The organism is Xanthomonas sp. WHRI 8932A, from assembly GCF_035012785.1.
Classification (GTDB): domain Bacteria; phylum Pseudomonadota; class Gammaproteobacteria; order Xanthomonadales; family Xanthomonadaceae; genus Xanthomonas.
Window position 1 is genome coordinate 87,236 of the sequence record NZ_JAYGQQ010000004.1, and the last position, 22,652, is coordinate 109,887.

Genomic DNA, 22,652 nt, shown 5'->3' on the forward strand with positions numbered 1-22,652 from the left:
TGCGTGATCTAAGGTGCGGAAACGGTAACGGGCTGCTCCCACCAGTCCTCGACGCTGCCGTCGCGGCCGTGCAGGCGCAGTCCCAGCCAATGCGTGCCGGGCGGCAGCGCGTGCGTGTCGAGGGTGGCGGAGAAGCCGACATTGGGGTGCTGCGGGTCGGTGGAAATTTTCCAGTACGGGCGAACGTCCATCGGGCTGCCGTAGTCGGCCTGCGCGACCGGGCGACCATCGAGCAGCAACTCCACATCGGCCAGGCCAACGCCGTCCTTGAACGCCCAACCGCGCACCTGGACCTGGCCGGCCACGCGTACATCCGGGAGCGGCGTATCGATCCAGGCCATCGCCGGGGCGATGCACGGCCCGGGCGCGCGTTGCGCCGGCAGTGCGAACAGCAGAAAACGCTGATACCCGTGATCGGTGGACACCACCGTGGGCGGTGGCAACGGCCCGACCATGTCGCAGATGGCGTGATAGCGCTTGAGCAGATCGCGGTAGCGCTGATCGCTGGGCGACAGCACCAGCAGACGCGGGCCATCGCGGCGTCCGTCGCTGAGCAGGCCCCATTGCTGCAATTGCGCGCTACGCCCGTGCTTGTCGTTCAAGTCGGCGCGCAACACCTCGATCTGCGCATCGTGCAATTGAAATCCGAGTTCGGCGCCCACCTTGAAATTTTCTGCCAGTACGCGCGTGCCCGGCGGCATCTGCGCCAACTGGCGTTTGACCGCACGCGCCAGACCGTTCCAGCCGGCAAAATTGCGCGGGTAGTATTTTTCGCCAGCCGCATGCGCACGGATTGACGGCACCGAGACCGCCAGGTAATAGCCGTAGGCACCCAGTGTGCCGAGCAGCGCGATCAGCCATGCGGCACGGCGCAGCGAATGCGGCCAGCGCATCAGGATCACCGGCACCGCCACCAGCAATGCGAAGTAGCCAGGCAACGGCCAATGGAAGCTGATCCGTTCGGCATCGCTGAAGAAGCCGAGCACGAAGATCGCCACGGTCGAGATGCCGCCCAGCAAGCCGAAATAGCGCCATTGCGCACGCGACCCGCCGCCGGCACGCGTGCCGGCCAGACTGACCTTGACCATCGCCCAGGCCAGTAGCGGCGTCACTGCCACCGTCTGGATCAGCAAGAACCACAGCCCGCTGATCTGGAACCGCCACGGATGCCGGTCGACCAACTGGAAGCGCAGCCCGGCCTCGTCATGGTCGGTGTTCCAGAACAGCAGCGGTAGCCAGCTCACCGCACCCACGGTCAGCGCCAGCCAGATGCGCGGGTCGCGCAGCACCGCGCGCCCCTGCGGAATGCACAGCAACGCGATGCAGCCCATGCCGATCACACCGACGAAGCGGTAGTGGCTGAGCGCGCCAATGACCAGACCGATCGCCAGCTCCAGCGCGCTGGTGGCATCGACCTCGCGCAGCAACCGCGCACCGGCATCCATGCACAACACCGCCGCCAACGCCATCGGCACGTCCGGCACGGCCAGGATGCCGAGCGTGGCCGATAGCGGCATCAGCAGCGTTAAACTGCCCGCCTGCCAGCCCAGCGTGGAGCCGAACCAGCGCGTGGCGATGTGCGCGATCAACCATGGCAGCAGCGCGGCGATGGCCAGAAACGGCAGCCGCAACGCCAGCAGATGGTGCCCGCCAACCTCCACACCCAGGCGCGCCAGCCATGCAGTCATGCCCGGCAGATCCGAATAGGCCGCGGCCAGGTGCTGGCCTTCCTGCCAATAAAACGCTTCGTCCACGAACAGCGGCAGCCGTGCGGCAATCAACAGCTTGACGGCCGTCGCCAGTGTCCACAGGATCACGAAGGTGCGATGTGCCCGTTGGTCCCCCTGCATTGCCCTGTGCACTCTTCTTTTCACCTACGGAATTGTGATGTCGACACCGCTGCGTTCCACGGAAATGCTAACCGATGCGCTGCGCCAATCGCTGCGGCGCGCGCAAGACCAGGTCAATTCGCTGTTGTTGGGCAAGGCGCAGGAAGTGCGATTGGCGTTCGTGGCGCTGCTGTCCGGGGGACATCTGTTGATCGAAGACCTGCCCGGCCTGGGCAAGACCACCCTGGCCCACGCCATGGCCTCCAGCCTGGGATTGGGGTTCCAGCGCGTGCAGTTCACCTCCGACCTGCTGCCGGCCGATGTGCTGGGCGTGTCGGTGTACGACGCGGCCTCGCGCCAGTTCCAGTTCCACCCCGGCCCGGTGTTCACCCATGTGCTGCTGGCCGATGAGATCAATCGCGCGCCGCCGCGCACGCAGAGCTCGCTGCTGGAAGCCATGGCCGAACAACAGGTCACCCTGGATGGCGTGACGCATGCCTTGCCGGAACCGTTCTTCGTGATCGCCACGCAGAATCCGGTCGACCTGTCCGGCACGTTTCCGTTGCCGGACTCGCAGCTGGATCGCTTTCTGCTGCGGCTCAGCCTGGGCTACCCCAGCGCAGATGCCGAGCGCGCGCTCCTGTCCGGGGTGGACCGACGCGAACTGATCGCCCAGGCCGCACCGCAGCTCAGCGATACCGAGGTGGTCGCGCTGCGTGCGGGGGTCAATCAGATCCACACCAGCGATGCCTTGATCGGCTACGTGCAGGCGCTGCTGCTGCGTAGCCGCCAGCACGCCGGGGTACGCGTGGGCCTGTCGCCACGTGCCGGCATCGCGCTGCTGCGCGCCGCCAAGGCGTATGCGCTGTTGCTCGGACGCGAGCATGTGCTGCCGGAAGACGTGCAGGCGCTGTTCGTGGCCGTGGCCGGGCATCGGCTGGTGCCGGAAGCAGAATCGTCCTCCGGGCCGGCGCTGGCCAAGGCGCTGCTGCACAGCGTGCCGGTGGACTGACACACGTGCGTGCACCCTTGCGCGGCATCGGCCGCCGGCTCAGCCTGCTGGCCCGTCCGCGGGGAGCGGAAGCGTTGCCGATCGTGCTGGATCGGCGGCGTATCTATGTGTTGCCGACCCGCTTCGGGCTGTTCATCACCGGCTTGCTGCTGGCGATGCTGCTGGGCGCGTTGAACTACAACAACAACCCGGCGTTGCTGCTAGCCCTGCTGCTGGCCACCGCCGGGATCGCCAGCAGCATCATGGCGCATCTGCAGTTGTCGGCGCTGCGTATCGAAGCGGTCTCGGCCGAACCTGTGGTGGCCGGCGAGCCACTGCGCATGCGGGTGTCGCTGGCACGTCGCGATACCCGCGCGCGGCGCGGGCTGCGGCTGGACCATCTGCAAAGCAGCGGTTTCTGTTCGCTGGTCGAGCACGAGATGGCCGACGTCGACCTGCTGGTGCCCACCACGCAGCGCGGCTGGCAGGACATCGAACGCATCCGGCTGTCGAGCACCCAGCCGCTGGGCCTGGTGCGGGCCTGGTCGTGGGTGTGGCCGGAAACCCCGCTACTGGCCTACCCCAAACCCGAAGACCACGGCCCCACGCTGCCCGACGGCGCCGGTTCGCCCAACCAGACCCGCCTGCACGCGCAAGGCGAAGAACTGCATCAGCTGCGCCCATATCGCGCCGGCGATGCGCCGCGCACGATTTCCTGGAAGCATTCCGCGCGTCGCGACACCTTGCTGGTGCGCGAATACGAACAGCCGATGGGCATCGAAGTGACGCTGGACTGGCGCACGCTGCACGCGCTGCCGTACGAACGCCGCATCGCGCGGCTTGCCCGCTGGGTCAATCTGGCCGAGCGCGACGGGCGGCGTTATCGCCTGCTGCTGCCAGGCCAGCCACCACTGGGCCCTGCGCAAGGCCCGTCCCACCAGCACTTGTGCCTGCGCGCCCTGGCGCTGCTTCCTCATGACTGAGCCATCCCTCCCGATCAGCCAGCCCAGCCGCGGCTGGGTCCTGCCCACCAGCTGGCTGGCACTGGCACCGTTATTGCTGCAGCTGCCCGGCCTGCTCGCTACCACCATTGCGGTGGCCGCGGTCCTGGTCGGCGTGCTGAGCTGGCGCGGCACCGTGATGGCACCGGTGCGGGTATTGCTGGTGATCGCAATGCTGGCGGCGGTGTACTGGCAGATCGGCATGCGCTTCGGCCGCGATACCGGCTGTGCGGTGCTCGCCGCGATGCTGGCGATCAAGGCCTCCGAACTGCGCACCCTGCGCGATGCGCGCAGCCTGCTCGGCTTTGCCTTGTTCGCGCCGTTTGCGGCATTCCTGCTCGACCAGGGCCCGGCAACCATGGGCCTGGCGCTGCTGGCAGTGGTCAGCGCCTTGCTCAGCATGCAGCGGCTGGCCGACGAGGAGCATCGCACCCGCACGCCTTCGCTACGCCTGCAGTTGCGTGGGATCGGCAAGCTGGTGGCCATCGGGGTGCCGCTGGCGATGGCCACCTTCTGGTTGCTGCCGCGTCTGAGTTCGCCGCTGTGGGGCGTGCCCGAGCGCGCATTGTCCCGGCCTGGACTCTCGGACAACATGTCGCCGGGCGAATGGATTGACCTGATGGCCGACGACAGCCCGGCCTTGCGCGTGCAATTCACCGGCAAGGCGCCACCGCCGCAGCAGCGCTACTGGCGTGGGCCGGTGATGTGGGATTTCGACGGCCGCACCTGGCAGCGCGCGCGCTGGACCGGTCGTGGCCAACCCGCGTCGGTCACGCCCGGCCCGCAGACCTATCGTTATCGACTGGATTACGAGCCCACCGATCGTCGTCAATTGGTGTCGCTGGACCTGCCGACCCAGGGCGTGGCCGACGCCGAGCTTTCGCCCGATTACGAACTGTTCGCGCAGCGACCATTGAGCGCACTGACCCGCTGGGAGTTGCAATCGGCGCCACCGGCACGTTTCGATACCGACCTGCCCGATCAGTTGCGCAAACGCGCATTGGCCCTGCCGCCCGGCTTCAATCCACGCACCGTCGCGCTTGCCAGGCAATGGCGGGCAGAAGCCGGCAACAACGACGATGCCGTGGTGCAGCGCGCACTGGGGTGGATCACCCGCGAATTCGCCTACACGCTGGACACGCCACTGCTTGGCCGCAATAGCGTGGATGAATTCCTGTTCCAGCAGAAAGCCGGGTTTTGCGAGCACTTCAGCTCCTCGTTCGTGGTGCTGATGCGCGCAGCCGGCATCCCCGCGCGCGTGGTCACCGGCTATGCGGGCGGCACCTACAACGGGCTGGGCAACTACTGGGTGGTGCGCCGCATGGATGCGCATGCATGGACCGAGGTGTGGTTGGCCGGCCGCGGCTGGGTGCGTGTGGACCCCACTGCCGCCGTGGCGCCGGAACGCATCTACGACACGCTGGAAGATCGCCTGCAAACCGATGGCAACAACTTTGCCCAGCTCGGCACCTGGGCCGGCCTGGGCCAGGTCAGCGACTGGCTGCGGCGCGGCTGGAACGATCTGGTGCTGTCCTTCAATGCAGACCGCCAACAACGGCTGCTGCAGCCGTTTGGCATCGACCGTCTGGAGCCCACCCAGCTGGCCGCCATCTTCGGCGTGTTCGCGGTCAGCGCACTGGCGTGGATGAGCTGGCTGCTGGCGCGCGGCGAACGCGAACGCGACCCGCTGCTGCGCGCCTGGCACCGGCTGAGCCGGCGCTACGGCAAGCTGGGCCTTGCTCGCGAACTGCACGAACCGGCCATCGCCTGGGCGCAACGCGTCGCCCGCACCCACCCCGACACCACACTGTTGGCACTCAGCCAACGTTTCGCTGCCGCGCGCTACGCTGGCGCTGATTCGGACAGCGCCTCACTCCTCAAAGATCTGCAGCAGCATCGCCCGCGAACCGGAGTTTCCTCATGAGTACCCGCTTTCTTTTTCCCATTGTCGCCGTGCTCGGGCTCGCAGCCTGCGCCACCGCGCCCAAGCCGCTGCAGGGCCAGTTCCCCACGGTCAGCCCGAGCGATTCCACTGCCAGCGCGCAGCTCGGCACTTCGGTGCGCTGGGGCGGCAAGATCATCCAGACCAAGCCGAGCCAGGGCCAGACCTGCTTCGAGTTGATCTCGCGCCCGCTCAACGCCAGCGGCCGCCCGGACCGCAATGCCGTGGATGCCAGCGATGGCCGCTTCCTGGCCTGCCGCTCGGGCTTCTATGACCCGGCGGTGTTCGAACCCGGCCGCGAGGTCACCTTCATCGGCAAGATCGAAGGCTATGAGACCACCAAGATCGGCGAGTACGACTACAAGCTGCCCAAGGTGGCGGCAGATGTGGTCTACCTGTGGCCGGAAGTGCGCGACGTCGACGTGATTCAGGCGTACCCGTACGGCCCCTGGGGCGACCCGTGGGGTCCGCGCTGGGGCGGCGGTTGGGGCTGGGGCCGCGGCTGGTGGTGATCGGCTGCTGAGTCAACTGTGATGCAAACGCCGCTCATGAAGGAGCGGCGTTTTTGTTTGTGCGGGCGAGCCGCCGGCATTAGCGCGTTTTTGCTGGATTCTTATTTCGCCATTTCGCCAGCCCCGGCGCTGCGCGGGTGCAACAAGCCCTGCTGGAACCGCGACTGCGCGGATGCTGGGAGCGCCGGCTTGTGTACATCGGCTCGCAACCGCAGCACTGGCGATTAGCGATTGGCGATGCTCACCCCTGGCCTGCCCTTTCCGCTCGAGAACCTGTTTGGTCACATCGGTGGCAAGGCCCAGCGCTTCCGTCAAGGCGTGCCGAAGCGGCCCAGCGGTGCACCGGCCAGCAGATGCAGATGGATATGAAACACCGTCTGCCCGGCATGCTCGCGGCAATTCATCACGATGCGGTAGCCGTCCTGCGCCAGGCCCTGCTCACGTGCATACGCTGCAGCGGCGAGCGCCAACTTGCCGACCAGCAACGCCTGCTCCGGCGGCACATCGTCCAGCGTGGGAATGGCGTGCAGCTTGGGAATGAAGAGCACATGCACCGGCGCCTGCGGCGCGATGTCTTCAAAGCCCAGCACCTCGTCGTCTTCGTAAACGATGGTGGCCGGGATTTCGCGACGGATGATCTTGCTGAAGATGGTGTCGGACATGGCTGGGGATTGGGGATTGGTCATTTGGGATTGGTAAGAGCTTACCGCGCGCGTGGTCTGGCAGCTTTTGTGCATCCTCGATCCGTGCCCAGCAGCAATCAACCCTTTTAGAGGGCCGGCGCCTCCAACGTTTTTATCAATGCGGTAGCTGGATGTTCCCAGCGGTCAGCCGGCTGGTGATTCGAGATTCGAGATTGGTGATTCGGGCTTCGTAGAATCTGAAGCGCGCAGCCAGGCCGCTTTGACCAATCCCAAATCCCGACTCCCCAATCCCCGCGCTCAAACCACCTCACTGCGGGTACCGAAGGCGTGCGACAGCGTGCCGCGATCCACATACTCCAGCTCGCCACCCAGCGGCATGCCTTGCGCGAGCCGGCTTGGGCGCACGCCATGCTGGCGCGCCAACTGCGCCAGGTAGTGCGCGGTGGCCTCGCCCTCCACCGTGGCGTTGGTGGCGATGATCATTTCGGTGATTTCGCCAGCGGCCAGGCGTTCGCCGAGTTGGTCCAGCCCCAGCTCGCGCGGGCCGATACCATCCAGCGGCGACAGCCGTCCCTGCAGAATGAAATACACCCCGCGGTAGCCGGTAGCGTGCTCGATCGCCAAACGATCGGCTGGCGATTCCACCACGCACAGCTGCTGCCGGTCGCGGCTGGCATTGGCACAGATCGGGCAGATTTCCGCCTCGGTGAAGTCGCGGCACTGCACGCAATGGCCGACCTTTTCCACCGCACTGGCAAGCGCCGTCGCCAGACGCCGCCCACCCTCGCGCTCGCGCTCGAGCACGTGATAGGCCATACGCTGCGCCGATTTCTGGCCCACACCCGGTAACACCCGGAAGGCTTCGATCAATTGTTCGAGTAAGGAGGACATTGGGTCGGGAATCGGGAATCGGGATTAGGGAATCGCAAAAGCTAAAGACAATCTCGGCCTTACGATTCCCGATTCCCCACTCCCGATTCCCCGCCTCTTAGAACGGCAACTTCATGCCCGGCGGCAGCTGCATGCCGGCCGTGGCCGAACCCATGCGGTCCTTGGATTCGGCATCGATCTTGTTGGAGGCATCGTTGAAGGCGGCGGCGATCAGGTCCTCGGCCATTTCCTGGTCGGAGAGGATGCTGGGGTCGATCCGCACCTTGCGGCACTCCTTGGCGCCGGTCAGCGTCACGCTGACCATGCCGCCGCCGGCAGTGCCGGTGACTTCCAGCTTGGCCAGTTCTTCCTGGGCGCGCTGCAGGTTTTCCTGCATCTTCTGCGCCTGCTGCATCAATTGGGCAATGTTTCCACGCATGGTCGTTACTCGTCGTAAGGGCGGATGGAATCGGGAACGACCCGCGCGCCCTGCTGCTGGATCAGCTGCTGCACATTCGGGTCGTTCATGAAGGCGGTTTCGGCTGCGCTCTGGCGCTCGCCTTTCTGCCGGTTGGCGCGCTCATGCAAGGTCTCGACATCGGCGCTGCCGGTTTCGATCACGATACGCGGCGTGTCTCCGAGGACTGGCGCCAGCGCCTGCGCCAGGTTGGCGATGGAGCGCTCGGAGTTGAGATATTCGAAGCCCGGCGCCAGCGCAAGCCGCAGCACGCCATCGCGATGGCCGATAAACGCCGCATTGGCCGCGAGCTGACGCGACGGGCCGTTCAACCCGCTACGCGTGACCAGCTCAAGCCATTGTTCGGCGTCGGCAATGCGGCTGTCGTCGATCAGCGTGCTCGAATCGTTGCTGGGCGCCGATGCGGATAGCGATGCTGAAGCTGGCGAAGCTTCGGCAGACGCAGGACCAGCAGAGAGCGCATCTGCAGCCGTCTCTGCCGGCACTGGAGCAGTGGCGGCAGCAAGCGCAGGCATAAGTTCGGGCACCGCCATGATCGGCGCCGCAACAGCGGCGTCCGGTGGCAACGCCATTGCAGATTCGGGTGCCAGCACAACCGCCGTATCGGACACGGACGCTGGCGCAGCATGCGTGCGCACCGGCGCATCGTCCACCGCCCATGGCGGCGTGTCGTCAGTGCGCGCAGCAGCGGACGAGCGACCATCGAGCGACGGCTCTGCTGCAGGAAGCACCACAACCGGCGCCGAGGCTGCATCGACTGATGCTGCCGTTGGTGTTGGTGTTGGTGTCGGTGCCGATGTCGACGCCGACGTTGCTACCGGCGCCGCAACAACATCCGCACCCGACGCCGCTTCAACCGCCTCGACCGGCACTGCAGCCGCCGCTGTCACCGGTGCAGCCGCCTGTACGCCCGCAGCGGACGCGCGTGCTCCGCCACCCGCACTGGCACCGCGGCCATCGTCGCTGCTTCCGGCCGGCACCGCCGCAGCGGGGCGGAACGCCAGCATGCGCAGCACGGCCATCTCGAAGCCAGCGCGCGGGCTCGGCGCCAGATACAGATCGCGGCGCCCGTTGAGCGCCATCTGGTACCACAGCTGCACCACTTCAGGCCGCAGCTGCGCGGCGAATGGGGTCGGGTCGATGCCGTCGCCGACGAACGCCACCGACGGCACTAGCTGCTGCACCTGCACGCGGTGCAAGGCCTCGGCCAGGGCTTCCAGCACGCCGCTCCAGTCCGGCGAAAATTCCGCAAGTGCGGCAACCACCTGCAGCAGGCGCGCGCCATCGCCGTCGGCCAGCGACTGCAGCATCGCCCCGACCTGGGTGCGGTCCACCGTACCCAGCATCGTGCGCACGACATCCTCGCGCAGCGCACCGCCGGCATAGGCGATCGCCTGATCCAGCAGCGACAAGCCATCGCGCAGGGAGCCATCGGCCGCCTTGGACAGCTGCACGATCGCCGACGGATCCGATTCGATCTCCTCGGCGGCCAGGATGCGGGTCATCTGCCCCTGAATCTGGTCCTCGTCCAAGCGCTTGAGGTTGAACTGCAGGCAGCGCGACAACACCGTCACCGGCAGTTTCTGCGGGTCGGTGGTGGCGAGCAGAAACTTCACGTGTTCCGGTGGCTCCTCCAGGGTTTTGAGCAGCGCGTTGAACGCAGCCTTGGAGAGCATGTGCACTTCGTCGATCAGGTAGACCTTGAACTTGCCGCGCGAGGGCATGTACTGCGCGTTCTCGATCACTTCGCGCACATCGTCCACGCCGGTGTTGGAGGCGGCGTCGATTTCCAGCAGGTCGATATAGCGGCCGGCATCGATGTCCAGGCAGGCCGGACAGGTGCCGCACGGGTCGGCACTGGTGCCGGTCTCGCAGTTCAGCGACTTGGCGAAAATGCGCGCAATGGTGGTCTTGCCCACGCCACGGGTGCCAGTGAACAAAAACGCGTGGTGCACGCGCCCGCTGTCGAGCGCGTTGGTGAGCGCGCGGACCACGTGTTCCTGGCCCACGAGTTCGGCAAAACGCTTCGGGCGCCACTTGCGGGCAAGAACGAGATAAGACATCGGGCAACCAGCTTGTTCTGAGCCGATATTGTGCCACGGCGCGTCTCACCGACTGCGCCGGAAAGATTCAGCTTGTGGTACGGGCCGGCGACCGCTAGAATTTGCGGCCCTGTTAGACCCCGGTCGTGCAGGTACGGAGAGGTGTCCGAGTGGTTGAAGGAGCACGCCTGGAAAGTGTGTAAGCGTCTAAACCGCGCTTCGGGGGTTCGAATCCCCCTCTCTCCGCCAGTTTCATGATTTGCGCATTGACACCACTGTCGCAAATCGCAGGGCCATGCCAGTGGCCCACGTCTTATGGTGACCCCGTCGGTCCCTCGCGACGCTAGATCGAAAATCCCGCCAGGGCCGGAAGGCAGCAACGGTATCGATTGATGCGGGCGCCGAGGTCAACCGGCGGGGACACCACCCTACTTGTCTGTGCACGCGCTGGATCGAATTCGTCGATGCCCCAGGCGCACGTCATTGCCTGGAATCGGCAGCATCCGTCACGGAGCGTGCTGTGCGCTGCGCTCAGGATCTTCGCTTGTCGTTGCTGACGCCCGTCGCGACGGGCGCCAGACATCTCCGCAACGGGAACGCCCTGCTCGACGTGTATCGATCGATGCGGGCGCCGAGGTCAACCGTCAGAGCCTTTCCTAACCTTCCTGCATGCCTCAGCGCGCAGACCATTGCCGTGCGCGCTTCAGCGTAGCTGCGGCAGCTTCTTAGGCCACACCAGCTAACTTTTGGAGCGGCATGATCGAACACGATGGCGCCCGCCAAACCGGCAGCCCCAGCAGGGCATCACGCCACCGCGCACACGCGGCTGAGGACCTCACTGCGACTCAGGATGCAACCAGCCCGCGTCACCTTCCAGGTAATGCTCGTGCTTCCAGATCGGCACGCGCGCCTTGACCTCGTCGATGATGTAGCGGCATGCGTCGAACGCGGCGCCTCGGTGCGCCGCACTGACGCCCACCCAGACCGCCATGTCGCCGATCTGCAGCTCGCCGACCCGATGCACGCAGTGCGCATGCACGATGGGGAACTGGCGCGTCGCTTCATCGAGCACGCGCTGACCTTCGGCCTGCGCCAGCGCGGCGTAGGCTTCGTAGCGCAACCCGGCAACGCCACGGCCTTCGTTGTGATTGCGCACCCAGCCTTCGAAACTGGCAAATGCACCGGCATGCGGATGCGCGGCGCCGGAACGCAACTGCTCCACCGGCAATGGCAGATCGGAAAGCGCAAAGATGGACACGATGTCATCGCTCACGCTCAACCTCCCGACACTGGCGGAATGAACACCACTTCGCTGCCATCGCGCAGCGCATCGTCCCAGCGCGCGAAGGCGCCGTCGACGGCAACGCGCAACTGCGCAGGCGTCCAGCGCAGGCCGTGCTGCGCATCGAGTTCGGCATACAGGCCACGCAGATCCGGCGCGCTGGATTGCACACGCTCGTCGGCGATCCCGGCCGCTTCGCGCAGACTGGCGAAATACAATACCGTCACCGTTGCCGTCATTGCGCCACTCCGATATCGCGCTTGCCGCCGCGCTTGGACACCAATTTGGTCGGCCCGATCGTCATGCCGTGCGATAACGCCTTGCACATGTCATAGACCGTCAGCGCCGCCACGCTGGCGCCGGTCAGCGCTTCCATCTCCACTCCGGTGCGATGCACACAGCGCACGGTGCAGTGAATCTCCAACACCTGCTCGCCTGCCCAGTCGATCTCGAAACGACAGCCATCGATCGGCAAGGGATGGCAGAACGGAATCAGCTCGTGCGTGCGTTTGACGGCCATGGTGCCGGCGATCACCGCCGTCTCGACGATGCCGCCCTTGGCGCTGCGCAGGCCGTTGGCGCGCAACTGCGCGGCGACGGACGCCGGAAACCGTACCCGGCTGGTCGCTGTGGCGCTGCGTGCGGTGACCGCCTTGTCCGAGACATCCACCATGGTGGGGAGCCCGGCATCATCCAGGTGGGTCAGGCGCGTGGAACGGGATTTTGCAGGCATGGGAAACGACACGGTGATAGGCAATCAGGATGCGGCATTGTCGGTGAATGGGGCGCCTTGATGAAACAGCCGCCGTGATCATCCGAGCCCCTGTGCCATAACGAGCTGCGCAACGCATGCCGTTCGAGCCCACCGCTGCCATCGACCGTGGGGCACCGCAGCTGCGCGAGATCCGGCGCTTGCAGAACGCACGCGAAGGCATCGGCGTGGCAACCGCCAACAGCGCCACTACATGCGGCGCGGCGATGACGTCGCGCCGCATGTAGTGGCGCGCGGACGCGGCGGACTTCCGGAATTCAGAATCGAGCCGTGCTTCCAGCGCCTGCGTGTCGTCCCGCACCCGTGGATCGAGCAAGCGCGGCTCCAGCACGCACCTGCCGCAGAAGCGTGCGCTCACTCATCCGCCGATCAAAAACATCTCGACCGGCTTGCCGCGACGCGGTTCCGATGATGCACGCACTTCACTGTAGCGGTCGCCACGCATGCTCCAGCGTTGACGCAAGTGTGTCGCCAACCCTTGCTCGCCGTCGGCCAACGCCGGCTTCAGATCGTGGCCCTGGCTGGCGAACAGGCAGGTGTACAGATGACCATCGGCCGACACGCGCGCGCGCTGGCAGTCGCCGCAAAACGGGACGCTGACCGAACTGACGAAACCCACCTCGCCCGCGCCGTCGACAAACGCATGACGTTGCGCGACTTCGCCGGTGTAATTGGCGTCCAGTGCCATCAGCGGCCAGCGTGCGTGAATGCGCGCGTGCAACTGCGCAGAGCTCACCACCGCATCCGGCGTCCAGCCGTTGCAACTGCCCACGTCCATGAATTCGATGAAGCGCAACACATGCCCGGTGCCGCGGAAGTGCTCCACCAGCGGCAGCACCTGATCTTCGTTGACGCCACGCTGCACCACGCAATTGATCTTCAACCGTTTGAAGCCGGCCTGTTCGGCGGCGGCAATGCCGGCCAGTACCTGCGCGATGTCGCCACGGTCGCCGCTCATGCGCTTGAACAGCGCCGGCTCGAGCGCGTCCATGCTCACCGTGATACGGCGCAACCCGGCCTGGCGCAGCGCGTTGGCCTGGCGCGCGAGCAAGGCGCCATTGGTGGTCAGCGCCAGATCCTCGATGCCTTCGATGGCGGTGAGTCGCGCAACCAAGGTCGGCAAATCGCGACGTAGCAACGGCTCGCCACCGGTCAGGCGCACCTTGGTGACACCCACCGACACGAACGCCCGCACCAACGTTTCCAGCTGGTCGAAGCTCAAACGCTGTTGCGCATCGAAGCCGTAATCGTCGGGCACGCGGTCGGCCGGCATGCAATAACCGCAGCGGAAATTGCAGGCTTCGATCACCGACAGGCGCAGATCGCGCAGCGGGCGACCGTAGCGGTCCTGCATGGGCGCCCCCGTCAGGGTCGGCAGCGACAAGGCGCCCATCAGCGCACCGTTGCGGCGGTCGGGTCCGCCAGCGTCAGGTGTTGCCCGGGCACGGCGACGCGATGGCCGCGTGCACGCAGCACGTCGCCGTCGGCGTCGCTGGCGTAGTGGTACAGCAGCATGCGGCTCAACAGGTCCTGCGGGTATTCCCGCTCCAGATCATCCACGCCAGTATGCGACGGGTTGCCGTGAACACCGCAGTCATGCGCGATGAGCTCATTGTCGTCCGCATAACGCTTCAGCATTTCCGGGATCGGCCGGGTGTCGCCGGTCCATACCAGCGCCCCTTTCAGACGCAGCCCGTAGGCCGTCTCCGGCCAGTGGTGGCGCACCGGGAACACCTCCAGCCGTACCCCGTCGTGCCAGAAGGCATCGCCGACCGGCACCAGCTGAAACGCATCCCAGAAGTTCGCCCCGCCCTCGGCCAGCACGTTCGGGTAGTCGGCGATGCGCCGCTGCAACAGCGGCACCACCGGTGCCGGCACATACAGGCGCGTGCGTCCGCGTCGTTCGGAGAAGTAGCTGTCGACGAAGACCCGCTCCAGCCCGCCGACATGGTCCAGATGCACATGGGTGATGAAGATGGCCTGCGGCAGGTGGCCGTAATGCGCTTGATAGGCGGTCAGCCCCTCGCTGCCGCAATCGATGGTCAGCCACGGCGCGCCAGCGCGCTCGAGCGTAGCCATCGGCGAACCGAGCGCCACCGCCGACGCATTGCCGACCCCCTGCACGCGCAACGCCCACTGCATCAGTAGCCCCGGCCCCAGGCCAGCTCGTAAGCGCGATGCAGCCGCTCGTAATCCTTGTCGACCTCTTCGCGACTGCGATTGCCGCGCAGCTTCAACAGCGACCGATGCAGCCGCTTGAGATTGCGCTCGCGCCAGCGCGTGGCCGGAATGCGCAGCACGCCACGGTCGAAATCGATCAGCCAACCATGCCCGCCGGCATCGAACAGGATGTTGTGCGCGTTGAGATCGGCGTGATCCAGGCCGGCGCGATGGAAACGCGCAATCAGTTGCCCGGTCGCTTCCCACGGCGCGCCACGCCCGGCCACCTGTGCATGGTCGGCCAGCGAGCGCACATCTTCCAGCCGTTCCATCAACAGCGCCGCGCGATAGCCCAGGCCTTCGCGCAGATAGCAGGCCGCCAGGGGGCGTGGCACTGGCAGCTTGCGTGTGATCAGTTCGCGCATCAGCCGGAACTCGGCAAAACTGCGTGTGCGCCCCGCGCCTTTCCACAGATACCGGTCGCGGCTGACGCGCGCGGCCATGCCGCCGCGCAGATACTGCCGCAACACACTGCGGCCGAACGGCGCATCCACAAACCAGGCACCGCCGCGCCCGCCTTCGTCGACCGGCCGCGCCCTGTCGCCCCAGTGTTGCGGCGAAAACAGCTCGGCGTCGGCTTGCCGCAGCCGTTCGCGGTCGAACAGAATGGCGCCATAGCCGCGGCCCTCGCGGTACGGCGTCAGCGCTTCGGTGGCGTCGAAAGAAACCATCTATCGAGTCTAACAACACCATGGCTGTAACGCCTGCATCGCTGTGTTTGCTGCGCTTGTCCGCCCTGGGCGATGTGACCCATGTGGTGCCGCTGGTGCGCACGCTGCAGGCGGGTTTCCCGCAGACGCAGCTGCACTGGATCATCGACAAGGCCGGCCTGAAGCTACTCGACGGCCTGCCCGGCGTGCACTTCCATGCCTACGACAAACGCAGCGGCGTGGCGGGCATGCGCGCGCTGCGCCAAACCCTGGCACCGCTGGGACGCTTTGACGCCTTGTTGCAGATGCAGGTGGCGTTGCGCGCCAATGTGCTGTCGGCATTCGTGCCCGCGCTCCGCCGCATCGGCTACGACCGCAGCCGCTCCAAGGATCTGCACGGTCTGTTCGTCAACGAACGCATTGCCGACCGCCCTGGCATCCACGTGCTCGACGCCATCGGCAGCTTCGCCGAGCCGCTGGGCCTGCACCAGACCCAGGTGCGCTGGGACCTGCCGGTGCCCGACGCTGCGCACGCCTGGGCGAGCGCTCAATGGGACGACGATGGCCGCCCGGTGCTGATGATTTCCCCGTGCTCCAGTCATGTGCGGCGCAACTGGTATCCCGACCGCCACGCCGCGCTTGCCGACCATGCGGCGGCCCAGGGCTGGCGGGTGGTGCTGTGCGGCGGCCGCAGCGAACTGGAACGCAGCACCGCCGATGCCATCGTGGCGAATACGCATGCCCCGGTGCTGGATCTGGTCGGCAAGGACACCCTCAAGCAGCTGCCTGCGCTGCTCGCCCGCGCCAACCTCGTGGTCACTCCGGATTCGGGACCAATGCATATCGCCAATGCGATGGGCAGCAAGGTGCTGGGGTTGCACGCGGCCAGCAATCCACGACGCAGCGGCCCGTATTCGGACGTGCGCTATTGCGTGGACCGTTACGACGCGGCGGCACGCAAATTTCTGCACAAGCCGGCCGATCAGCTCAGCTGGGGCACCAAGATCGAGTTCGACGATGTGATGTCGCTGATTACCGTCGACGACGCGATCGCTGCGTTCGAGCGCTATCGGGCGGATCATCTCCGCTAACGGCCGGCGAACGATGCTGCCCAACTGATCGTCAGATCGATCCGACGAATGACGCGTCGCGCCGTTCTTCGTCCGCGCAAGGACTGAGTCACTTGGCAGCAAACCTTCAGGCCGATGCACCCTGCATTGCTCAAACCGTCTATCGCGATGAAAGACGGCCCTCGCATCAGTGCACCGACTGGTACCGGCGCACTCGGCCCATCACTCCGCTCAGGCGCCAGTCGCGCGATAGTCCTGGTAGGACTTCTCTTCCACGTACGAAGATCCCAGCGCCAGGTTGATGTCCTTCTTGATGCGCGCGCGCTCGTCGTTTTCGATATAGACGCTGCGCGCCAGCTGCACGAAGCTGTCGTCGAAGGTCTGCGCCTGCTCCTTGAGCCGGATGTCGTCTTCGATCACCCACAGCCGCTCGTTGACGGCCTTGAGCTCGGCGCGCAGCCGAACGATGTCGTGGCCGGCAGCCGGATGCGCCATCCAGCTGGTTTCCAGCGCAGACAACTCGTTACGCACATTGGCCAGCTTGGCCGCATCGCGCATGCGCTCGGACTTGATCTGCAGGATCGCGATCTTGTCGAGCAGCTCACCAAAGGACACGGGCACCAGGATCTCGGACATGACAAGCCTCCAACGGGGATCGAACGGATTGTAGTCATCGCAACGACAACCGACTGCGACACATAAACAAAAGCCCCCTTGCGGGGGCTCATGCGAATCTGGCGAAGAGGGAAGATTCACTCGGCACTACGTGCCTTCGCCCTGCGGGCGGCTTCGCCGTGCAGACAGCGATGCTGTCTGTCGAACCCGGGGCTTCTCACCCCCCAATGACGCCGGCAAAACTCACGCGGCACTGGCACACCTTGTCGCCTCAATCTGGCGGAGAGGGGGGGATTCGAACCCCCGAGGCGCTATAAACGCCTGCCTGATTTCGAGTCAGGTACATTCAACCGCTCTGCCACCTCTCCAGATGGTCCCCAGTGTCCTGGGGCCGTGCATCATACGGGCACACGCGCCAGGCCACAAGCGGCCTGGGCCAGCGCCGGGCGGCCCGGCCGCCGGCCCGGCGTGAACCGGCACTGCGACTGGCGCGATCGCCGTGTTGCTGCCGGCCGGTCGGGCCGCGATGATGGGCATGCATCTTCTCCCTGGCGACCCGGCCCCATGCTCGAATTCGGACACCTCACCCACGTCGGCCTGCGCCGTGACCTCAACGAGGACACCTATTACGGCGATAGCGAACTGGGGCTGTGGCTGGTAGCCGACGGCATGGGGGGGCACGCCTGCGGCGAGGTGGCCAGCGCGCTGGCACGCGAAACCATCGTGCGAGAAGTCCGCGCCGGCACCCCGCTCGCGCAGGCGGTGCGCATCGCCGACGAAGAGATCATCAAGACCTCGCGCCGCTGCAACGACACCTTGCCGATGGGCACCACCGTGGTCGCCGCACGCGTGCTGGGCCAGCGTTTCGAAGTGGCCTGGGTCGGCGACAGCCGTGCGTATCTGTGGCGCGACGGGCGGCTGGCGCAACTGAGCCAGGACCATAGTTACGTGCAGGAACTCATCGCCCAAGGCACGCTCACCAGTGAGCAGGCGCGCGCACATCCTCATCGCAACGTGGTCACCCAGGCACTGGGCGTCACCGACCCGGCGCACCTCAACGTTGCCACCATGCAGGGCGAGCTCAAATCCGGCATGCAGCTGTTGCTGTGCAGCGACGGGCTGACCGAAGAAGTGGACGATGCAACGATTGCGGCGACCCTGTCGCAGGCCGATTGCAGCGCACAGGAATGCGTGGAATGCCTGGTTGCCGCGGCACTGGATGGCGGCGGCTCGGACAACATCACCGCGATCCTGGTGCGCAGCTACTGAGCAAGGCTGCGCAGCGTCGATGTCGGACGTCAGCCTTCGAGTCCGCCGCAGACCTGCTGGCTCCCTGACCAAGCGCGGCACATGCCGTCGATGGCATGTACCGCACGCAACGGGCAGCAGCGCCGCCACCGCCGACCTAGCCGGCGACTGCGCTCTCTTCGACGGGCGCATCCCACAGCGCGCGGCCGGCCTTCTTGCGCAACTGCGCTAGCCGCGCCTCGTGCGCCTGCGATTCCGACGCAGTCACCACCACGCGCGGGCGCGGCAGCAGCAATGCGGGGTCGAACGCGATCATGCCGCTGCCCTCATTGCTGTTCTGGCCGGCATCGGCGCTGGCAAAGCCGATCTCTTCCTGACCCGAGGTCAGCGCGATATACACATCGGCCAGGATCTGCGCATCGAGCAAGGCCCCGTGCAACTGGCGATGCGCGTTGTCCACGCCCAAGCGTTTGCACAGGGCGTCGAGCGAATTGCGCTGCCCCGGGTAACGCTCGCGCGCCATCATCAAGGTATCGACCACGGTGGCGCGGTCGATGATGCGGCCGTAGCCATTGCCCAGCAGCGACAGTTCGTTATCCAGAAAACCCAGATCGAACGCAGCGTTGTGGATGATCAATTCCGCGCCGTCGATATAGGCGAGGAATTCCTCCACCACATCGCCGAACAACGGTTTGTCGGCCAGAAATTCCAGGGTCAGCCCGGTGACTTCCTGCGCACCCGGCTCGAAATCGCAATCCGGCTTCAAATAGCGATGAAAATTGTGGCCGCTCGGGCGCCGCTCCAGCAGCTCAACCGCACCAATTTCGACAACGCGGTTGCCCTTGCGCCATTCCAGGCCGGTGGTTTCTGTATCGAGAATGATCTGACGCATGAATCCTCTTACGCAGTTGCAGCGCCGCCGCGCTGGGCGATGGTGGCCTGATGACGGGCAAGCACGTCGACGCGCTCGTTGTCCGGGTCGCCATTGTGGCCTTTCACCCAGCGCCAATCGATGGTGTGCCGCTGGGTGGCCGCGTGCAGCCGCTCCCACAGTTCGCGATTCTTGACCGGATCGCCGCCAGCGGTTTTCCAGCCGCGTCGCACCCAGCCGGACATCCACTCGGTGATGCCCTGGCGCACGTACTGCGAATCGGTATGCAGCACGATCTGGCACGGTTCGGTGAGCGTTTCCAACGCCATGATCGCAGCCATCAATTCCATGCGGTTGTTGGTGGACAGCGTTTCACCGCCGGCCAATTCCTTTTCGCGGCCGTTGTAACGCAGCAGGGCCGCCCAACCGCCCGGCCCCGGATTGCCGAGGCACGAGCCATCGGTATGCACTTCAATTGATTTCATCAGCTTCCAGAGTTGTCGCGTACTAAGGTCAGATCGTGGCCACCGGTTGCGGCCAGCGCGTTGGCCGCGCGATCGGTGTCGGCGCAATCGGTGCGGAGGCACGTTTTTCCACTTCGAGTAAATACACCGCGCGCCATGGGGCACGACCAGGATCGGAGGAACCGCGCCCGGTCCGCCAGATCGGCCCGAGATAGCGCTCGGTTTCCACACACTGCAAGCCGGCCTGCTGCGCCAGCGATCGCCAGCGATCCGGACGCAATGCCACCGGGCCGCGCCGCGCCCAATGAAACCGGTACGGGCTCAGCGGATTGAGCGTGAACAACCACAACCGCCCGCCCGGCATCAACAGTCGTTCGCATTCGCCCAGAAACTCCGCCGCACCGCCAACCACCGCATGCTGCACCACGATGGCCTGCAGGCTTTCGGTGGGCAACGGAAACGGCATCGCGCACCGGGCATCGCCGGCAAAGCGTCCGGCACTGCGAAACAGGCGCAGCCCGCGGCCATCGAGCAACTCGCGTGGCGGCAACTCCTTGGTCGGCGCCACCCACAACCAGGGCTGTGATGGTCGCGTCTGCAGCACCTCCAACGCCAGGCGGCGCTCGGACTGGAGCAGGCTGCGCCCCGCATCCGTATCAAACCAGGATGAGACGCCAGCTTGACGGGAGAATGGGGCGGCAGGCATGGTCCCAATTCTATGCGACTGACCGCCCTGCCCGCATTCGACGATAACTACATCTGGGCGCTGGTCGCCGCGGAGGGCCGTGCCGTTATTGTCGACCCGGGCCAGGCCGAGCCGGTGATCGCCGCCGCCGCGCGCGAAGGCTGGACGCCCAGCGCGGTGCTGCTCACCCATCATCATGCCGACCATATCGGCGGCGTGGCAGCGCTGCAGCAGCGTTGGCCCGAGCTTGAACTGTTCGGCCCGGACGACGAGCGCATCCCCGCAGACGCCCGCCGCGTCGGCCAGGGCGAGCGCTTGCGACTGCTAGACACCAGCTTCGATGTGCTGGAGGTACCCGGCCACACCCGCAGCCACATCGCCTTTGTGACAGACCGCCACCTGTTTAGTGGTGATACCCTGTTCAGCCTAGGCTGTGGGCGGATGTTCGAAGGTACCGCTCCTCAGATGTTCGACTCGTTGCAGCGCCTGGCCTCTCTGCCCGGCGAAACGCTTGTGTGTTGTGGCCACGAATACACCCTGGCCAACGCGGCCTTTGCGCTGCACGTCGATCCCACCAACGCTGCCTTGCAGCGCCGTCAACAGGAAGCCCAGGCCATGCGTCAAGCAGCCCGTCCTACCCTGCCGATTTCGCTCAAGAGTGAACTGGCCACCAATCCGTTCTTACGTACCAGCCGTTCCGAAATTCGCGCCGCAGTCGCACCGCGCGCAGCCGGCGCACTCTCCTCTGAAGTAGATGTTTTCGCCGAACTTCGGCGCTGGAAAGACGAATTTCGCGCATGAGGCGCCTGGTTCTGGCAGTGTTGGCCGCCTGCGCGGCCATCGCACCGGCAGCCGCCTCGTCCAACGACGCAAGCCGCCTCACATCCGTCGACAGCACCGCTGTCGCGTCCAACGCTCCCAGCATGCGCAATGGGCGTGAGATCTTTTCGTCGTTCCTGGAAGGCCGTGCCGACCCGGGCTGCGACAGCGAACACAGCGATACCCGCTGGGAACAGCATTTCTCGCGCGCTCCGGCCCGCCTGGCCGATGACGCGCAGGATGTCCTGCCGCTGTTCGGGTATGTGGTCGACGAATTGCGTGCAGCCGACATGCCGACCGAATTTGCGCTGATTCCGTTTGTCGAGAGCGGCTATCGCCCTGGCGCGCGTAACGGCAGCGGCCCGGCTGGCCTCTGGCAGTTCATCGCCACCACCGCGCGCAACCACCACGTGCCGGTCGGCGCACAGTACGACGGCCGCCTGTCGGCAGTGGACTCCACTACAGCAGCGGTGCGTTATCTCAAAACGCTGTACGGCATGTTCGGCGGCGACTGGCGCCTGGCGCTGATGGCCTACAACGCCGGCGAGTACCGCGTCCTGCAGGCAATGCGCAGTGCCGGCATGAACGCGCAGAACGCGCGTCCGTCGGAGCTGCCGGGCATGTCCAAGGTCACTTACGACTATGTCGAAAAGCTGCATGCACTGGCCTGCGTGCTCGATCATGCGCAGCAACAGGGCACGCTGCTGACCTCGCTGGATCGCCCAGTGCCGGTATTGACCGAACATGCGCTTCCGGCCGGTACCAGCCTCAATACGTGGGCCGGGCAGCGTGCGATCGAGCCGCAACTGTTGGCGCGCCTGAATCCTGCAGTGGCAGGCGCCCGTGCGGCGCCCAAGGGTGTCCACGTGCTGGCCCCTGTCGCGGCAGCACAACCTGGCTCCAGCGGTGCAGTGGTCGCGCTCACCTCCGTGAACATGGACGCCGACACGGCTGGCCGTTCAACAGCGGTCGCCACCATCACACCTACCAAGGCATCCCGCTCTTCGCCCGCCCGCACCACCCACACCGTACGCAACGGCGAGTCTGCATGGGCCATCGCACGGCGCTACGGTATTACGGTCGCCACCCTGCTCGCCAGCAACGGCCTGGACAAGCAGGCCGTGTTGAAGCCGGGCATGGTGCTGTCGTTCAACGACACGCCCTGAGCCAGCCGCTTGATCAGCCGCGCCAGCGGCTGAGCTTCGCTTTCTCGATAGCCGTCGCTTAAGAACACATCCAGGCTTCGAGAGCGCTTTGACCGCTGCTTCTGTATTGCATGGCATTGCGTGCGTCTGGATAGCGCGCTGGTCGACGCAGCAACACACTGCATCGGCCAACGAGTCATCGGACTTCAGCGTCCCGCACTGATTTCAGCTGCCCGACTTGAGAAAGAGGGGCCCGCATAGTCCAAGAGCGACTGGAGCAGCGCTGGCCGCACCCACGCCGCAGACATCCAAGCCGCACTCTGTCCACGACGAAAGCAACGCGTCTCCTTACCGCTAAGAGCGGCTAAGGGAACGTAGCGCGTAATCGTCAGTTGGGCGTAGACGGCGCACTCGGAACCGGAGCCTAGGAGCGGTAAATGCCACACCGCATACAGGCCGTGCCCGTCTGGTGGCTACGCGGTGATTTATTAGGCACCCTCGC

Annotated in this window: 24 protein-coding genes, 2 tRNA genes and 2 other RNA genes; 11 read left to right on the forward strand and 17 right to left on the reverse strand. The window is 65.8% G+C overall.

Annotated features, from left to right (window positions below):
- Positions 1-8 precede the first annotated feature (8 nt).
- Positions 9-1,850 (reverse strand): glycosyltransferase family 39 protein, encoded by a 1,842-nt coding sequence (locus VC212_RS07470; RefSeq protein WP_323515360.1) that lies wholly within the window; start codon positions 1,848-1,850, stop codon positions 9-11.
- Positions 1,851-1,887: 37 nt separating this feature from the next.
- Between VC212_RS07470 and VC212_RS07475 the strand changes: the two genes are divergently transcribed.
- From VC212_RS07475 to VC212_RS07490, 4 genes are read left to right on the forward strand one after another with little or no spacing between them, the layout of a single operon-like run.
- A complete protein-coding gene (locus tag VC212_RS07475) occupies positions 1,888-2,841 on the forward strand; it encodes a MoxR family ATPase (protein ID WP_055845849.1) in 954 nt (317 codons plus the stop codon).
- A gap of 5 nt (positions 2,842-2,846) precedes the next feature.
- Positions 2,847-3,803 carry a DUF58 domain-containing protein gene (locus VC212_RS07480; protein ID WP_323515362.1) on the forward strand — a complete coding sequence of 319 codons (957 nt, stop codon included), beginning with the start codon at positions 2,847-2,849 and terminating at the stop codon, positions 3,801-3,803.
- Positions 3,796-5,745, forward strand: a complete 1,950-nt coding sequence (locus VC212_RS07485) for a DUF3488 and transglutaminase-like domain-containing protein (protein WP_323515363.1) — start codon at positions 3,796-3,798, stop codon at positions 5,743-5,745. Before VC212_RS07480 ends, VC212_RS07485 begins: the two co-directional genes overlap by 8 nt.
- On the forward strand, positions 5,742-6,275 hold the full coding sequence (locus VC212_RS07490; RefSeq protein WP_055845858.1) for a Slp family lipoprotein: 534 nt from the start codon (positions 5,742-5,744) through the stop codon (positions 6,273-6,275). Before VC212_RS07485 ends, VC212_RS07490 begins: the two co-directional genes overlap by 4 nt.
- A 311-nt stretch (positions 6,276-6,586) precedes the next feature.
- On the opposite strand, the gene VC212_RS07495 is transcribed toward VC212_RS07490, so the two are convergent.
- The 4 genes from VC212_RS07495 to dnaX all read right to left on the reverse strand — a co-directional run bounded on the left by VC212_RS07495 (position 6,587) and on the right by dnaX (position 10,330).
- Entirely contained in the window at positions 6,587-6,937 is a 351-nt protein-coding gene (locus VC212_RS07495; protein ID WP_055845861.1) for a histidine triad nucleotide-binding protein, read from the reverse strand.
- A gap of 279 nt (positions 6,938-7,216) precedes the next feature.
- The gene (gene recR / locus VC212_RS07500) at positions 7,217-7,810 is read right to left on the reverse strand and encodes a recombination mediator RecR (RefSeq protein WP_055845864.1); all 594 of its coding nucleotides are present in this window, start codon (positions 7,808-7,810) and stop codon (positions 7,217-7,219) included.
- Positions 7,811-7,907: 97 nt separating this feature from the next.
- Positions 7,908-8,228, reverse strand: coding sequence for a YbaB/EbfC family nucleoid-associated protein (locus VC212_RS07505; RefSeq protein WP_005913896.1), 321 nt, complete (start codon positions 8,226-8,228; stop codon positions 7,908-7,910).
- 5 nt (positions 8,229-8,233) lie between these two features.
- Positions 8,234-10,330: a DNA polymerase III subunit gamma/tau gene (gene dnaX, locus VC212_RS07510; protein ID WP_323515364.1), complete on the reverse strand. Its 2,097-nt coding sequence runs from the start codon at positions 10,328-10,330 to the stop codon at positions 8,234-8,236.
- A gap of 135 nt (positions 10,331-10,465) precedes the next feature.
- Here dnaX and VC212_RS07515 point away from each other — a divergent pair.
- Positions 10,466-10,558: transfer RNA gene (locus VC212_RS07515), tRNA-Ser, on the forward strand.
- 75 nt (positions 10,559-10,633) lie between these two features.
- Positions 10,634-10,730: signal recognition particle sRNA small type (gene ffs / locus VC212_RS07520), an RNA gene on the forward strand.
- 414 nt (positions 10,731-11,144) lie between these two features.
- Here ffs and VC212_RS07525 read toward each other — a convergent pair.
- From VC212_RS07525 to moaC, 3 genes are read right to left on the reverse strand one after another with little or no spacing between them, the layout of a single operon-like run.
- Positions 11,145-11,588, reverse strand: coding sequence for a molybdenum cofactor biosynthesis protein MoaE (locus tag VC212_RS07525; RefSeq protein WP_311239703.1), 444 nt, complete (start codon positions 11,586-11,588; stop codon positions 11,145-11,147).
- The gene (locus VC212_RS07530) at positions 11,585-11,830 is read right to left on the reverse strand and encodes a MoaD/ThiS family protein (RefSeq protein WP_323515365.1); all 246 of its coding nucleotides are present in this window, start codon (positions 11,828-11,830) and stop codon (positions 11,585-11,587) included. The genes VC212_RS07525 and VC212_RS07530 overlap by 4 nt, the downstream gene beginning before the upstream one ends.
- A complete protein-coding gene (gene moaC, locus VC212_RS07535; RefSeq protein WP_115527239.1) occupies positions 11,827-12,324 on the reverse strand; it encodes a cyclic pyranopterin monophosphate synthase MoaC in 498 nt (165 codons plus the stop codon). The genes VC212_RS07530 and moaC overlap by 4 nt, the downstream gene beginning before the upstream one ends.
- Positions 12,325-12,440: 116 nt before the next feature.
- Between moaC and VC212_RS07540 the strand changes: the two genes are divergently transcribed.
- Positions 12,441-12,590, forward strand: coding sequence for a hypothetical protein (locus VC212_RS07540; protein WP_323515367.1), 150 nt, complete (start codon positions 12,441-12,443; stop codon positions 12,588-12,590).
- A gap of 131 nt (positions 12,591-12,721) precedes the next feature.
- On the opposite strand, the gene moaA is transcribed toward VC212_RS07540, so the two are convergent.
- Genes moaA through VC212_RS07555 form a run of 3 tightly spaced genes read right to left on the reverse strand, consistent with a single transcriptional unit; the run spans position 12,722 to position 15,254 of the window.
- A complete protein-coding gene (gene moaA / locus VC212_RS07545) occupies positions 12,722-13,756 on the reverse strand; it encodes a GTP 3',8-cyclase MoaA (RefSeq protein WP_323515369.1) in 1,035 nt (344 codons plus the stop codon).
- Positions 13,756-14,505, reverse strand: coding sequence for an MBL fold metallo-hydrolase (locus VC212_RS07550; RefSeq protein WP_323515370.1), 750 nt, complete (start codon positions 14,503-14,505; stop codon positions 13,756-13,758). Before VC212_RS07550 ends, moaA begins: the two co-directional genes overlap by 1 nt.
- Positions 14,505-15,254, reverse strand: a complete 750-nt coding sequence (locus tag VC212_RS07555; RefSeq protein WP_115553193.1) for a 3-deoxy-D-manno-octulosonic acid kinase — start codon at positions 15,252-15,254, stop codon at positions 14,505-14,507. The genes VC212_RS07550 and VC212_RS07555 overlap by 1 nt, the downstream gene beginning before the upstream one ends.
- Before the next feature lie 20 nt (positions 15,255-15,274).
- On the opposite strand from VC212_RS07555, the gene VC212_RS07560 reads away from it, so the two are divergent.
- Positions 15,275-16,324, forward strand: a complete 1,050-nt coding sequence (locus VC212_RS07560; RefSeq protein WP_115553192.1) for a glycosyltransferase family 9 protein — start codon at positions 15,275-15,277, stop codon at positions 16,322-16,324.
- Positions 16,325-16,534: 210 nt separating this feature from the next.
- Here the strand turns inward: VC212_RS07560 and VC212_RS07565 are convergent, their stop codons facing one another.
- Together VC212_RS07565 and VC212_RS07570 are read right to left on the reverse strand one after the other, a co-directional pair.
- Entirely contained in the window at positions 16,535-16,939 is a 405-nt protein-coding gene (locus tag VC212_RS07565) for a DUF6165 family protein (RefSeq protein WP_055845950.1), read from the reverse strand.
- A 256-nt stretch (positions 16,940-17,195) separates the two neighbouring features.
- Positions 17,196-17,286: transfer RNA gene (locus VC212_RS07570), tRNA-Ser, on the reverse strand.
- Between the two features lie 196 nt (positions 17,287-17,482).
- Between VC212_RS07570 and VC212_RS07575 the strand changes: the two genes are divergently transcribed.
- The gene (locus tag VC212_RS07575) at positions 17,483-18,187 is read left to right on the forward strand and encodes a PP2C family serine/threonine-protein phosphatase (protein ID WP_055845953.1); all 705 of its coding nucleotides are present in this window, start codon (positions 17,483-17,485) and stop codon (positions 18,185-18,187) included.
- A 136-nt stretch (positions 18,188-18,323) separates the two neighbouring features.
- Here VC212_RS07575 and dnaQ read toward each other — a convergent pair whose 3' ends face one another.
- The 3 genes from dnaQ to VC212_RS07590 are packed head-to-tail and all read right to left on the reverse strand — an operon-like array spanning position 18,324 to position 20,207.
- Complete coding sequence (gene dnaQ, locus VC212_RS07580) at positions 18,324-19,058, reverse strand: DNA polymerase III subunit epsilon (RefSeq protein WP_115527234.1); 735 nt, start codon at positions 19,056-19,058, stop codon at positions 18,324-18,326.
- An 8-nt stretch (positions 19,059-19,066) separates the two neighbouring features.
- Entirely contained in the window at positions 19,067-19,522 is a 456-nt protein-coding gene (gene rnhA / locus VC212_RS07585; RefSeq protein WP_055845957.1) for a ribonuclease HI, read from the reverse strand.
- A gap of 28 nt (positions 19,523-19,550) precedes the next feature.
- The gene (locus VC212_RS07590) at positions 19,551-20,207 is read right to left on the reverse strand and encodes a hypothetical protein (RefSeq protein WP_323515371.1); all 657 of its coding nucleotides are present in this window, start codon (positions 20,205-20,207) and stop codon (positions 19,551-19,553) included.
- A gap of 12 nt (positions 20,208-20,219) precedes the next feature.
- Here VC212_RS07590 and gloB point away from each other — a divergent pair, with 12 nt between their 5' ends.
- Together gloB and VC212_RS07600 are read left to right on the forward strand one after the other, a co-directional pair.
- Positions 20,220-20,987: a hydroxyacylglutathione hydrolase gene (gloB, locus tag VC212_RS07595; protein WP_323515377.1), complete on the forward strand. Its 768-nt coding sequence runs from the start codon at positions 20,220-20,222 to the stop codon at positions 20,985-20,987.
- Positions 20,984-22,171: a lytic transglycosylase domain-containing protein gene (locus VC212_RS07600; RefSeq protein WP_115527231.1), complete on the forward strand. Its 1,188-nt coding sequence runs from the start codon at positions 20,984-20,986 to the stop codon at positions 22,169-22,171. The genes gloB and VC212_RS07600 overlap by 4 nt, the downstream gene beginning before the upstream one ends.
- Before the next feature lie 341 nt (positions 22,172-22,512).
- Here VC212_RS07600 and VC212_RS07605 read toward each other — a convergent pair.
- A non-coding RNA gene (locus tag VC212_RS07605) (sX9 sRNA) lies at positions 22,513-22,589 on the reverse strand.
- Between the last annotated feature and the right edge of the window lie 63 nt (positions 22,590-22,652).

What these genes read in the sequence shown, in the direction of transcription:
- moaA (WP_323515369.1), bottom strand. Translation starts at nt 13,756, where the DNA reads ATGGGCGCCTTGTCGCTGCCGACCCTGACGGGGGCGCCCATGCAGGAC.
- VC212_RS07475 (WP_055845849.1), top strand. Translation starts at nt 1,888, where the DNA reads ATGTCGACACCGCTGCGTTCCACGGAAATGCTAACCGATGCGCTGCGC.
- recR (WP_055845864.1), bottom strand. Translation starts at nt 7,810, where the DNA reads ATGTCCTCCTTACTCGAACAATTGATCGAAGCCTTCCGGGTGTTACCG.
- dnaX (WP_323515364.1), bottom strand. Translation starts at nt 10,330, where the DNA reads ATGTCTTATCTCGTTCTTGCCCGCAAGTGGCGCCCGAAGCGTTTTGCC.
- VC212_RS07565 (WP_055845950.1), bottom strand. Translation starts at nt 16,939, where the DNA reads ATGTCCGAGATCCTGGTGCCCGTGTCCTTTGGTGAGCTGCTCGACAAG.
- VC212_RS07490 (WP_055845858.1), top strand. Translation starts at nt 5,742, where the DNA reads ATGAGTACCCGCTTTCTTTTTCCCATTGTCGCCGTGCTCGGGCTCGCA.
- VC212_RS07530 (WP_323515365.1), bottom strand. Translation starts at nt 11,830, where the DNA reads ATGACGGCAACGGTGACGGTATTGTATTTCGCCAGTCTGCGCGAAGCG.
- VC212_RS07600 (WP_115527231.1), top strand. Translation starts at nt 20,984, where the DNA reads ATGAGGCGCCTGGTTCTGGCAGTGTTGGCCGCCTGCGCGGCCATCGCA.
- VC212_RS07495 (WP_055845861.1), bottom strand. Translation starts at nt 6,937, where the DNA reads ATGTCCGACACCATCTTCAGCAAGATCATCCGTCGCGAAATCCCGGCC.
- VC212_RS07575 (WP_055845953.1), top strand. Translation starts at nt 17,483, where the DNA reads ATGCTCGAATTCGGACACCTCACCCACGTCGGCCTGCGCCGTGACCTC.
- moaC (WP_115527239.1), bottom strand. Translation starts at nt 12,324, where the DNA reads ATGCCTGCAAAATCCCGTTCCACGCGCCTGACCCACCTGGATGATGCC.
- VC212_RS07550 (WP_323515370.1), bottom strand. Translation starts at nt 14,505, where the DNA reads ATGCAGTGGGCGTTGCGCGTGCAGGGGGTCGGCAATGCGTCGGCGGTG.
- VC212_RS07555 (WP_115553193.1), bottom strand. Translation starts at nt 15,254, where the DNA reads ATGGTTTCTTTCGACGCCACCGAAGCGCTGACGCCGTACCGCGAGGGC.
- VC212_RS07505 (WP_005913896.1), bottom strand. Translation starts at nt 8,228, where the DNA reads ATGCGTGGAAACATTGCCCAATTGATGCAGCAGGCGCAGAAGATGCAG.
- VC212_RS07540 (WP_323515367.1), top strand. Translation starts at nt 12,441, where the DNA reads ATGCCGTTCGAGCCCACCGCTGCCATCGACCGTGGGGCACCGCAGCTG.
- VC212_RS07590 (WP_323515371.1), bottom strand. Translation starts at nt 20,207, where the DNA reads ATGCCTGCCGCCCCATTCTCCCGTCAAGCTGGCGTCTCATCCTGGTTT.
- VC212_RS07485 (WP_323515363.1), top strand. Translation starts at nt 3,796, where the DNA reads ATGACTGAGCCATCCCTCCCGATCAGCCAGCCCAGCCGCGGCTGGGTC.
- dnaQ (WP_115527234.1), bottom strand. Translation starts at nt 19,058, where the DNA reads ATGCGTCAGATCATTCTCGATACAGAAACCACCGGCCTGGAATGGCGC.
- gloB (WP_323515377.1), top strand. Translation starts at nt 20,220, where the DNA reads ATGCGACTGACCGCCCTGCCCGCATTCGACGATAACTACATCTGGGCG.
- VC212_RS07560 (WP_115553192.1), top strand. Translation starts at nt 15,275, where the DNA reads ATGGCTGTAACGCCTGCATCGCTGTGTTTGCTGCGCTTGTCCGCCCTG.
- VC212_RS07470 (WP_323515360.1), bottom strand. Translation starts at nt 1,850, where the DNA reads ATGCAGGGGGACCAACGGGCACATCGCACCTTCGTGATCCTGTGGACA.
- rnhA (WP_055845957.1), bottom strand. Translation starts at nt 19,522, where the DNA reads ATGAAATCAATTGAAGTGCATACCGATGGCTCGTGCCTCGGCAATCCG.